The organism is Bradyrhizobium sp., assembly GCF_019244115.1.
Taxonomy (GTDB): Bacteria; Pseudomonadota; Alphaproteobacteria; order Rhizobiales; family Xanthobacteraceae; genus Bradyrhizobium.
Genome location: NZ_JAFATE010000515.1, coordinates 1 through 11,275, shown reverse-complemented (window position 1 = coordinate 11,275; position 11,275 = coordinate 1). Strand labels below are relative to the sequence as shown.

Here is an 11,275-nt window from a genome sequence, read left to right as displayed (position 1 = left end):
GTCCCAAGCGACCTTTCCTGTCTCACGGCAGCTGCACATTCGACGGGCGATTTCAGGACATCTGCACCGGGGGCCTATCTCCCGGCCGTATCCCACTCGGCAGCCGCTGCACATCGGGACAGTCGCGATTCTGTTGCCCGATCCGACACGATGGTTTCCCATCTCCGTAAGATGGCCTATTGAGCCGCACGCAGGTCGAGCGCGCAAGGATGGTCGTGCGCACTATCCCCGCAGTTCCCGCTGTTCACAGGGCCTGCGTTCGCGCGCGACGCTTAGTTCCCGGGAGTCCAGGGTTGATAGTCGCCAGTCGCTTTGGGGCGGCGGCCGCTCGCGAGCGTCGATCCCGCGGGACGATAGGCTGCCGGGGTTCCGGTGAGGTTCGGCTGATGCGGCTTTTCCCACTCGCGCGGGGCGTATGTGTCTTCCGTCGGCGGCGTATCGAAGCGGTGGTGCAGCCAGCCATACCAGCCCGGCGGAATCCGGCTCGCCTCGGCGACGCCGTTATAGATCACCCAGCGCCGCTCGAAATTCAGCGTCGGATCGATCTCGCCGCCCCGCGTCCGATAATAGCGATTGCCCTGTTCGTCCTGGCCGACCAGTTCACCGAAGCGCCAGGTCCATAGCTGGGTGCCAAAGGTCTGGCTGTTCCACCAGGTGAACAGTTTTAGGAAGAATTGTTTCATTGGAGCGCGGCTGACCGGTTTGTCGAAAGCGATCTTCGGCGCTCTGGATGCCATTCGCAGCGCAAAATGTCCAGCAGGCCGCTCCCGCTTCGCACAAGCAGACGTGATCGACCGCAGCGTCGTGATCCCCCAGACGACGGGACGGGATCCGCCATTCTCGCCCGCTAATCGCGTTGTGAAATCGTTTTCACGGACGGCGCGGCGCAGAGATGGCTTTTGGCCTCGCAACCGAAAGCTGACGTGATCGAACGAAAGCGGCCGTGGTTGAACGAATCAACAAGTGGCAGGGCTGGTCAACGGACAAGTTGGCCAGCGGACACAAGGAAGATGGAGGATCCAATGAACAGAACAAGCAGTCTGAAATCATGGAGCGCCGCGGCCGCTCTCACCGCAGTCTTGTCGCTCGCGACTGCCAGCCCCAGCTTCGCCCAAGGCTATGGTCAAGGCTATGGTCCTTGCACCCCTCCTGCTGGCATGGCCGTCGGCGCGGCCGGGCCGGCGATGAGTGGCGGCCAGTTGATGGCTGGTGTCGGCCAATGCCAGAGCATTGCAAGCTGGCACTACGGCTGGAATAGCCCCTACAACTACGGTGGCGGCTGGTACGGCGGCGGTTGGGCCGGCCAAGGCCCCGGCCCGTATACCCGGCTTTCGGGGAGGGCCGTTGGCCCGGCCGGGCCCGCGATGAGCAGCGGCCAGTGGCTGGCCGGCGTCGGCAGGCCTGTTGGCAGCTGGAACAACTGGAACGGCTACAATGCAACCGGTTACGCGACTGGTCGGACCTATTATTACGGCGGGCCGGGTGATTGGTGACGACACCGATTTTGCAAATCTGACGCGCGACTATGGCGGCCCCGTTGGGCCGCCATAGTCGCGATGTCAGCCAGCGCCGTTTGCAGCGCCAGATGTTGCTGCGCCCTCGCCACAAGCAGACGTGATCGGCGCAGCGCCCTGCAGTGTTCCGACGAGGTGACGGGACACGCAATGTTCCCCTCGAATCACGACCTGAAATCGTTCTCATCACCGCCCGTGGGGCGCGGCCATTGGTCTCGCAATCGCGATGTTGGCGGCGGGAACGACCGGCGGCGGCCGGGATTGGTCGGCGGTAAGACCGAAAGAGATGGAGCACGCAATGAACGATATGAACCGCCTGAAAACTCTGGGCGCCGTCGCTGCCCTGGCCCTCACCCTGCCGCTCGCAACGGCAAGTCCGAGTCTCGCCAGGGGACGCGGCCCGGGTCCGTGCACCCCTCCGGGCAATCATGCGGTCGGCGCAGCCGGGCCGGCGATGAGCGGCGGCCAGTTGATGGCCGGTGTCGGCCAGTGCCGGAGCATTGGCAGCTGGGACAATGCCTATAACCGTCATCCGGGTTATCGCGGCTACCGCCAGTACGGCTACTATAACAACGGCTACCGCCCGTATGGTTGGGATGGTGGGCCTGTTGGCTGGGCGCTGGGGACCGCTGCCGGCGTGACCGGCGCTGTGACCGGCCTTGCGGTCGGCAACCCCTACTATAACGGCGGCTACGGGTACGGCCCCGACTATTACGGGCCGAACTACTGACGAGCAGCAACAACGCGGACGATCATAGTCCGAGTGATGTCGGCGCGGCCGGTGACGGCCGCGCCGACTTGTTGTGAAGGCCGCGCACACAGGTGACCGATTGACGCGCGGCTGTTCATCTCGCGTACGGTGTTCATCTCGCGTACGGCATGCGGCGCCCAGCTTTCACATCGGCGCGACAGCAGGAACCTTTCGCTCACGCTGCATGTTGAATGATCTTCCAAGAAATGGAGCCGACTATGATTCGTTCGAGAGTATTGGGTGCCGCTGCGGCACTCGCGTTTGCTTTGCCCTTAGCGATCGCGCCGACCGCTACGCTTGCGCAGGGCCGCGGCGCTGGCATTGGTGGTGGCGGTCACGCCATGGGCGGTGGTGGTGGTCATGCAATGGGTGGCGGCGGCTTCACTGGCGGCCATATTGGTGGTGGCGGCTTCGCTGGCCACGCAGCGGCAGCGCCGAGCATGGGCGGCGGGAACTTCGGCCGCGGCGCCAGCTTTGCAGCAGCGCCTGCCACGGGCGGTGGCTTCGCTGCGACCGCTGCGAATCGTGGAGCCTTTGCGGCAAATCGCGGAGCCTTCGCGCCAGGCACCGGAGCAGTCGCTGCGGCGGGCACCCCCGGATGGAATGGCGGTAACTGGCGCGGCGGTAATTGGCATGGCGGACGCTTCCATCACGGCCACTTCTTCCCCGGCGCGGCGTTCGCGGCCGGCGTGGCGCTCGGCGGCGCCTATGCCTATGGCCCGGACTACTACTATGACTATGGCCCGGACTACGCTTATAGCGACTACGGCTATGACGATACCGGCGTGGCCGTCACGACCGAGACCGGAGTCGACCCGAGCTATTGCGCGCAGCGCTATCGCTCCTACGATCCGGCGTCAGGCACCTATCTCGGCTATGACGGCCTGCGGCATCCCTGCCCCTAAGGCCGGTGTGATTGCATGACGCATGACAAATGGCGGCGCGGCTTCAAGACCGCGTCGCCAGCACGACGGCCGCCAGCGTGAAGACGAGCGCAGCGATCTGCCCTGCCCCGAGCGGTTCATGCAGCGCGAAGGCCGAGGCGACCACGCCGATCACCGGCACTGCCATGGTGCCGATCGCGGCCACCGACGCCGGCAGCCGTGACAGCGCGGCAAACCAGGCGACATAGGCAATGCAGAACTGCACCACGGTGGAATAGAACAGAAGCCACCAGCCGAGCGGCGTGACGTGCAGCCAGTCCGACCTCTCAATCAACAAGCCCACGATGGTGATCGGCACGCAGCCGATGCCGATCTGCCAGGCCGCCGCCGTGATCGGCGGCAGCTTGATCGGCAGTTTTTTGGCGAGCACCGTGCCGACGGCAAAGCCGAAGGCGCCGCCGAGCGCCATCAGGATCCCCGGCAGTTTCGCCAGGCTTGCGCTCAAGCCGTTGCCACCCATGATCGAGGCAAGCCCGGCGAAGGCCATCACCAGCGCCAGCGTGCGCAGCAGCGTCGGCCGCTCGCCGAGAACAGGCCAGGCGAGCAGCGAGGCCCAGACCGGCATGGTGTAGGCGATCAGCGCGGTCTCGCTGGCCGGTAGATAGAGCAGCGCGAGCCCCATCAGCACCATCCAGGCAGAGACGTTCAAAAGCCCGGCCATCACCAGGCGCGGCCACATCGGGCGATCCACCGCAAGGCTTTGCCCACGCAGCAGCGCGAGCGCGGCCAGCAGGGCGGCGCCGATCACGCCGGTCGTGCCGCGCAGCGTCAGCGGCGGCAGCTCGGAGAGCAGGAATTTGGTCACGGGCCAGTTAAAACCCCAGCCGATCGAGGTGATCGCGAGGAACAGGAGCCCTGCGGGCGCGATTTTCGATCGCGCAACCGTTGCTGGTTGGTCTGGCATGAAGGTGGATCCGGCCGAATCGCGGGGCGACTTTACCGACGGGCCGGTATCGCACCAGCCGCGGCCGGGCATGCCAGACCGGAGCATTCCGTAAGCATCCGTGAGTCTCGCCGATGCAAGCCCTTGAGCCGACGACGGAGGGTGCCTGTGAAGAGCGGGAGTGAGTGGTGATGGGAGGCACAAACAAGATTTTTTGAGCTTGGGAATCCGCCTGGACTCACCGATACTTGGCAGGGTCACAGGCGCGGCATTGGCCCCTGTTGTGCCCAGCTTTCCACCATATTTAGTGTTTGATTCAGAAAGTCGCACTAGTTCTTGACGTGCGCAGCGGAGATGTCCTAGCCTTTCCCTGTTCGGCGCTGACGTGTTTCGCTTTCCCGCCGGCAGCTCCCAGAAGGGTTTTTAGGACAGCCAAACCGTCCGCCTGACGAGGCAACGGTCGAGGGATTTTCTGCCCTCAGTCCGCAAGCTTTGAGGGTGCGCCAAACGAGAAACGAGCCGGAAAAGCGGCTCAGGTGGTTGCGTGGGGTAACTGGGGCGCGTTGGATGCATGGTTTTGAGAACCCGTAAGGCCGGGTCTTGGAATCGTGCCGGGGGTTGCGATCGACAGTTTTCGTCGCATCGCGGCCGCCGTGAGAAACTGGCCGGACCACCGGCTTTCACCGCGGGATGCTTGCATCGCCATGGCGGGCCATGGCGACTGCGAGGACTCGCTCAAGGAAAAAACGACCCGGACCCGCGCGCAGACCGCGTGATCCGGCCAAGAAGAATGGGGCACGACACATGCGAATCGAGCGGCGTAACACCACACAAGGTCAGTCACCCTACGCCGGGATTGATTTCAGATTGACGACGTCTGAGATCAAAAATCCCGACGGATCGGTGGTTTTCCGCCTCGAGGACGTCGAGGTGCCAAAGTTCTGGTCGCAGGTCGCCTCCGACGTCCTGGCGCAAAAATATTTCCGCAAGGCGGGCGTTGCCGCGCGGCTCAAGAAGGTCGAGGAAGAGACCGTGCCGTCCTTCCTGTGGCGCTCGGTGCCGGACACAGAGGCGCTCAGCCTGCTGCCCGAGAACGAGCGCTATAGCAGCGAGCACTCCGCCAAGCAGGTGTTCGACCGCCTCGCCGGCTGCTGGACCTATTGGGGCTTTAAAGGCGGCTATTTCTCGTCGGAGGAAGACGCCAGCGCGTTCTACGACGAGCTGCGCTACATGCTGGCGATGCAGATGGTGGCGCCGAACTCGCCGCAATGGTTCAACACCGGCCTGCATTGGGCCTATGGCGTCGACGGCCCCGGCCAGGGCCATTATTACGTCGACCCGTTCACGGCAAAACTCACCAAATCGAAATCCGCCTACGAGCATCCGCAGCCGCACGCCTGCTTCATCCAGGGTGTCAATGACGACCTCGTCAACGACGGCGGCATCATGGATCTCTGGGTGCGCGAGGCGCGCCTGTTCAAATATGGCTCCGGCACCGGCTCCAACTTCTCCCGCCTGCGCGGCGAAGGCGAGCGCCTGTCCGGCGGTGGCCGCTCCTCGGGCCTGATGAGCTTTCTGAAGATCGGAGACCGCGCGGCCGGCGCCATCAAGTCCGGCGGGACGACGCGCCGCGCGGCAAAAATGGTCGTGGTCGACGCCGATCATCCTGACATCGAGACCTATATCGACTGGAAGGTGAAGGAGGAGCAGAAGGTCGCCGCCCTCGTCACCGGCTCAAAAATCAACCAGAAGCATCTGAAGGCGGTGCTGAAGGCCTGCGTCAATTGCGAGGGCTCGGGCGACGACTGCTTTGATCCGGAGAAGAACCCTGCCCTGCGCCGCGAGATCAAGCTCGCGCGCCGCAACCTGGTGCCTGACAACTACATCAAGCGGGTGATCCAGTTCGCCAGACAAGGCTACAAGGAAATCGATTTCCCGACCTACGACACCGACTGGGATTCCGAGGCCTACCTGACCGTCTCCGGCCAGAACTCCAACAACTCGGTCTCCCTGAAGGACGACTTTCTGCGCGCCGTCGAAACCGACGGCGACTGGAATCTGGTTGGCCGCACCAACCGCAAGGTGACGAAGACGCTGAAGGCCCGGGATCTCTGGGAGAAGATCGGCTACGCCGCCTGGGCGTCGGCCGATCCGGGCCTGCACTTCAACACCACGATGAACGACTGGCACACCTGCAAGGCCTCGGGCGACATCCGCGCCTCCAATCCGTGCTCGGAATACATGTTTTTGGACGACACGGCCTGCAATCTCGCCTCCGCCAATTTGCTGTCGTTCTACAACACGGGCACGCGTCATTTCGACGTCGAGGCCTATGAGCATCTCTGCCGGCTCTGGACGCTGGTGCTCGAAATCTCGGTGCTGATGGCGCAATTCCCGTCGAAGGCGATCGCCGAGCTCTCCTACGAGTTCCGCACGCTCGGCCTCGGCTACGCCAATATCGGCGGCCTGTTGATGACCATGGGCCTGCCCTACGATTCCAAGGAAGGCCGCGCGCTGTGCGGTGCGCTCTCCGCGATCATGACCGGCATCGCCTACAAGACCTCGGCGGAGATGGCGGGCGAGCTCGGTACTTTTCCGGGCTACAAGAAGAACACCGCGCATATGCTGCGGGTGATCCGCAACCACCGCCGCGCCGCGCATGGCCAGGGAAGCGGCTATGAAGCACTTTCGGTCAACCCGGTGCCGCTCGACCACGCCTCCTGCCCGCAAACCGATCTGGTTGCGCATGCGATGCGGGCGTGGGACGACGCGCTCGAGCTCGGCGAGAAGAACGGCTATCGCAATGCGCAGGTGACCGTGGTGGCGCCGACCGGCACCATCGGCCTGGTGATGGATTGCGACACCACCGGCATCGAGCCCGACTTTGCGCTGGTGAAGTTCAAGAAGCTCGCGGGCGGCGGCTACTTCAAGATCATCAACCGCGCCGTCCCCGAGGCGCTGCGCGCGCTCGGCTACCGCGAGAGCGAGATCGCCGAGATCGAGGCCTATGCGGTCGGTCACGGCTCGCTCGCCAATGCGCCGGGGGTCAACGTCTCGACGCTGAAGACCAAGGGCTTCACCGATGAAGCCGTTGCCAAGATAGAGAAGGCGCTGCCGACAGCCTTCGATATAAAATTCGTCTTCAACAAGTGGACTCTTGGCGAGGACTTCATTCGCGACCAGCTCGGCATCGGCGCGGAAGCGCTCGCCGCTGCGAATTTCGACCTGCTCGCCGCGGTCGGTTTCACCAAGCGCGAGATCGAGGCCGCCAACGTGCACATCTGCGGCGCGATGACCGTCGAGGGCGCGCCGCATCTCAAGGCGGAACACTATCCGGTGTTCGATTGCGCCAATCCCTGCGGCAAGATCGGCAAGCGCTATCTGTCGGTCGAGAGCCACATCCGCATGATGGCGGCGGCGCAGCCGTTCATCTCGGGTGCGATCTCGAAAACCATCAACATGCCGAACGATGCGACGGTCGAGGACTGCAAGTCGGCGTACCTGCTCTCCTGGAAGCTCGCGCTGAAGGCCAACGCGCTCTACCGCGACGGCTCAAAGCTGTCGCAGCCGCTCAATTCGCAGCTCATCTCCGACGACGAGGAGGAGGACGACGCGATCGAGCAGCTGTTTGAGAAGCCGATGGCGGCGCGCACGGCGCAGATCTCGGAAAAGATCGTCGAAAAACTGGTCGAGCGCATCGTGGTGATGCGCGAGCGCGAAAAGATGCCGGACCGTCGCAAGGGCTATACCCAGAAAGCCGTGGTCGGCGGGCACAAGGTGTACCTCCGCACCGGCGAATATGACGACGGCCGCCTCGGCGAGATCTTCATCGACATGCACAAGGAGGGCGCGGCGCTCCGCTCCTTCATCAACAACTTTGCCATCGCGGTGTCGCTCGGCCTGCAATATGGCGTGCCGCTCGACGAATATGTCGACGCCTTCACCTTCACCCGCTTCGAGCCGGCCGGCCCCGTGCAGGGCAACGACTCGATCAAATACGCAACCTCGATCCTCGACTATGTTTTCCGCGAGCTCGCGGTCTCGTATCTCAGCCGCTTCGACCTCGCGCATGTCGATCCGAACGAGAGCGGGTTTGATGCGCTCGGCAAGGGCGTCGACGAGGGCAAGTCGCCGGAGGACGGCCCAGGCCAGGCGACAAAATACCTGTCGCGCGGCCTGACCCGCTCGCGCACCGACAATCTCGTCGTCATGCGCGGCGGCTCGGCTGCCGGTGCCCCCAGTGAAGGTCAAGGAGGGGGATCCAAGGTGACCTCTCTTTCGGCTCACGGCCCCCATGCCCGCGTCTCCGACACCATCGAAGGCGCCGTCGCCCTGAAGCAGGAAGTGAGCCACGACCTCTCCCCGACGGAGAAGCTGGAGGCGCTGCAATGGAGCAAGGCAGGCAGCACGCACACCGCCACTAAGGCCGAACGCCGCGCCGAAGCCAAGGCCAAAGGCTACGAGGGCGAGATGTGCTCGGAGTGCGGCAACTTCACTTTGGTGCGCAACGGCACCTGCATGAAGTGCGACACGTGCGGGTCCACGACGGGGTGTTCATGATACTTTGATTGAGTGTAACGGACCCGAAAAGGCTGCATTGCATCCCAATAAATCGCGCGATGCACCTCCAATTATGTGTAACGCGCGAGCAACCCCAGGGCGGCATGGTGAGCTTCGGCTTGTGCCGGAGATGCGATCACTGCGGAAGGACAACGGGGGTGCAGTTGATTATGCCGTGACGGAGACATGGCTGCGGCCACGGCGAAAGCGTGTCGCCTAGTGAAATGTCCCCAGCCTACCAGACCACGCGCAGTCGGCGCCGGGAGAACATCAAAGTCGTAACGCGCCCCATTTAACCTGCCTGAATCAATATCTCGTATCACCCGTTGGAGGACATACCAGCATGCGCATATGCAGGCAAAAGGGGAAAACGTTGGGATGACAATGAGCAACAGAGAACTACTGAACCGATACGGGCCGAGCGGCGAATATCTATTCAACGGGACGAGCATCTCCGACATCCTTTACAACCAGGAGCGCCAGGCCGGGAACGCCCCAACCAGCATCAACGACGACGAGCTGCTCAACACGCCAACCGATGACCTTGTCAATCGCCTTGTCGCGCAGTTCTCCATCGAGGTCCCGGTTCTCGATCGCGCCGGCGCCTGGGTGGACTCTTCTGAAGGCCCGGTGGCCGTTAGGGATTACTGGTCACGCGGCGTTGAACCTGGCTACACGGTGCTCGGCACCATCCTCCGGCTTTCCGTGCCATTCAGCGGCGACGCCGAAGCATTCGGGATCCAGCCCTCGACCTTCACCTCTGGACCGCCCCGTGCGCGTGTTACGCAAGGCAGTATTGTCATCGCCTACTCGGCTGTCGACCTCAAGCCCCAGCAGGCGAGGACCGAGCTGGACGGGGTGATCGACAACATCGAGAAGCATCTCGGATGGCTCCGCCAGTCTGTTGACCCCTTCAACGAGAAACTCAAGACGGTGCTGCGGACTGCGGTTGAAGCGCGCAAAACCAAGGTTTTGAAGGACCGCAACTCGATCGCTGCCTTGGGCTTCAATCTCAAGGTGCGGCCCGACGCGCCCAAAACCTATGTAGCGCCCGTGAAGCGCAAGCCTGTCGGTATCCAGACCTCGAAAGCGGTGGCGCCCTTTAAGCCCGAACCGGTTCTGGACGAGGAGACCTACAAGCACATCCTCAAGATCATGGAGGGCATGGCGCACGTCATGGAGCGCAGCCCGTCTGCCTTCGAGACCATGGGCGAAGAGGCGCTCCGCCAGCACTTTCTTGTCCAGCTGAATGGCCAATTCGAGGGCGCGGCACAGGTGAAACCTTCAACCACACCGGTAAGACCGACATCCTCATCAGGGAAAAAGACCGCAACATCTTTATCGCTGAGTGCAAGTTCTGGAGTGGAGAGAAGGCGTTTCTCGACACGATCACCCAATTGCTAGGGTACCTGAGCTGGCGCGACACCAAAGCGGCGGTGGTCATCTTCAGCCAAAACGCGGACTTCTCAAAGGTGTTGGCGACCATCGAAGCCGCCATCCCGAAACAGGCAAACCACAAACGAGGCCCCGTTAAGGAGAGCGAGACGCGATTCCGCTCGGTATTCGGTAACCCGACCGACGCGAACAGGGAGGTCATCGTCACAGTGATGGCCTTCAATGTCCCCAAATGGTCGACCTCAAGCCCTAAGACCGATCTTCAGCAAGCGCAGCCCGGATGAGCGCAGCGACATCGAGTTCCTATTCACTCGGTCGCCGGAGATGTCTCGCTCGTTGATCAGGAAGCGGTCGGTCAATGGCCGGCCGCTCGCCAATCGGCCCCATAGGTCGCCTCGGCCCAGCGAATGACCGCATCGATCCCATCCACGGGGAGACTTGGGTAGTCGGCGAAAATCTCCTCGGGCGAATAGCCGGCGCGCAAGTAAGCCAAAATGGTCTCGGCCGGCACGCGCGTCCCCCTAACCACGGGATCGCCGCTCATGACGGTGGGATCACAAGTTACTTCGGCCTGGATTGCTGGTTTCAGGTCTCCCATCGGGGACTCCTCCAGGGGATCATTATACAACAAGCGCAAGTTACGCAAACCGACATGTCCGTCCGCCGGTGCCTGGAGCACCGGCTAACACTGCTCACCCGCTCTACGCGTCCACCAAGCGGTCGGGTAGGATCGAGGCGCGGACCGGGCTTCGCATGATGCCGACGTTTCTTCGATCCCCCTATCAATCCGTACGGCGGGTTTTCCTCGATACGGCTGGAAGACTGGCATTTCGCATGGTGCCTTCCTGGATGCTGGATCGGCACCGTTATCGCCGCAGCAGTTGAAGCAAGCGTAGCCCGGATGAGCACAGCCACCAGCAAGCGTAGCCCGGATGAGCGCAGCGAAATCCGGGATTGTGTCCACTTGGTCGGCCTAAAGCGTTGCCGCTCCTTTCATGCCCCACCCGGCGATGCTATATTGGCGTAATGACCACCGCCGAAGACATCGAAAAGGCCGTCGAACAGCTCCCGCCTGGCGAACTTGCGCGATTTCGCGCCTGGTTCGAGGCGTTTGACGCCGCACAATTCGATGCGGCAATCGAGCGCGACGCGCGTGCAGGAAGGCTGGACGCGCTCGCGGATGAGGCGCTCGCCGCACACCGTGCGGGCAAGTCGCGCGAGCTGTGAG

Annotated in this window: 11 protein-coding genes; 6 read left to right on the top strand and 5 right to left on the bottom strand. The window is 63.0% G+C overall.

The annotated features are described in order from the left end of the window. Positions 1–272: 272 nt before the first annotated feature. Positions 273–683, bottom strand: coding sequence for an NADH:ubiquinone oxidoreductase subunit NDUFA12 (locus JOZ76_RS22910; RefSeq protein WP_291702169.1), 411 nt, complete (start codon positions 681–683; stop codon positions 273–275). Positions 684–1,022: 339 nt separating this feature from the next. Here JOZ76_RS22910 and JOZ76_RS22905 point away from each other — a divergent pair, with 339 nt between their 5' ends. Further along, positions 1,023–1,493: a hypothetical protein gene (locus JOZ76_RS22905; protein WP_291702167.1), complete on the top strand. Its 471-nt coding sequence runs from the start codon at positions 1,023–1,025 to the stop codon at positions 1,491–1,493. Positions 1,494–1,812: 319 nt separating this feature from the next. Then, the gene (locus tag JOZ76_RS22900) at positions 1,813–2,244 is read left to right on the top strand and encodes a hypothetical protein (RefSeq protein ID WP_291702165.1); all 432 of its coding nucleotides are present in this window, start codon (positions 1,813–1,815) and stop codon (positions 2,242–2,244) included. A gap of 293 nt (positions 2,245–2,537) precedes the next feature. Here JOZ76_RS22900 and JOZ76_RS38325 read toward each other — a convergent pair whose 3' ends face one another. Beyond that, a complete protein-coding gene (locus tag JOZ76_RS38325; RefSeq protein ID WP_366938615.1) occupies positions 2,538–2,687 on the bottom strand; it encodes a hypothetical protein in 150 nt (49 codons plus the stop codon). 18 nt (positions 2,688–2,705) lie between these two features. Between JOZ76_RS38325 and JOZ76_RS22895 the strand changes: the two genes are divergently transcribed. Then, complete coding sequence (locus JOZ76_RS22895) at positions 2,706–3,170, top strand: BA14K family protein (protein ID WP_366938614.1); 465 nt, start codon at positions 2,706–2,708, stop codon at positions 3,168–3,170. A 43-nt stretch (positions 3,171–3,213) separates the two neighbouring features. Here the strand turns inward: JOZ76_RS22895 and JOZ76_RS22890 are convergent, their stop codons facing one another. Beyond that, positions 3,214–4,113 carry a DMT family transporter gene (locus tag JOZ76_RS22890; protein ID WP_291702162.1) on the bottom strand — a complete coding sequence of 300 codons (900 nt, stop codon included), beginning with the start codon at positions 4,111–4,113 and terminating at the stop codon, positions 3,214–3,216. A 783-nt stretch (positions 4,114–4,896) separates the two neighbouring features. On the opposite strand from JOZ76_RS22890, the gene JOZ76_RS22885 reads away from it, so the two are divergent. The 3 genes from JOZ76_RS22885 to JOZ76_RS22875 all read left to right on the top strand — a co-directional run bounded on the left by JOZ76_RS22885 (position 4,897) and on the right by JOZ76_RS22875 (position 10,331). After that, positions 4,897–8,652, top strand: coding sequence for a vitamin B12-dependent ribonucleotide reductase (locus tag JOZ76_RS22885; protein ID WP_291702160.1), 3,756 nt, complete (start codon positions 4,897–4,899; stop codon positions 8,650–8,652). Positions 8,653–9,030: 378 nt separating this feature from the next. Then, positions 9,031–10,056 (top strand): hypothetical protein, encoded by a 1,026-nt coding sequence (locus JOZ76_RS22880; protein WP_291702158.1) that lies wholly within the window; start codon positions 9,031–9,033, stop codon positions 10,054–10,056. Then, positions 10,050–10,331 carry a hypothetical protein gene (locus JOZ76_RS22875; protein ID WP_291702157.1) on the top strand — a complete coding sequence of 94 codons (282 nt, stop codon included), beginning with the start codon at positions 10,050–10,052 and terminating at the stop codon, positions 10,329–10,331. Before JOZ76_RS22880 ends, JOZ76_RS22875 begins: the two co-directional genes overlap by 7 nt. 71 nt (positions 10,332–10,402) lie before the next feature. Here the strand turns inward: JOZ76_RS22875 and JOZ76_RS22870 are convergent, their stop codons facing one another. Beyond that, the gene (locus JOZ76_RS22870) at positions 10,403–10,645 is read right to left on the bottom strand and encodes a DUF433 domain-containing protein (RefSeq protein ID WP_291702155.1); all 243 of its coding nucleotides are present in this window, start codon (positions 10,643–10,645) and stop codon (positions 10,403–10,405) included. A gap of 395 nt (positions 10,646–11,040) precedes the next feature. After that, positions 11,041–11,275 (bottom strand): hypothetical protein (locus JOZ76_RS22865; RefSeq protein WP_291702153.1); only part of this gene is annotated, 235 nt, incomplete at its 5' end.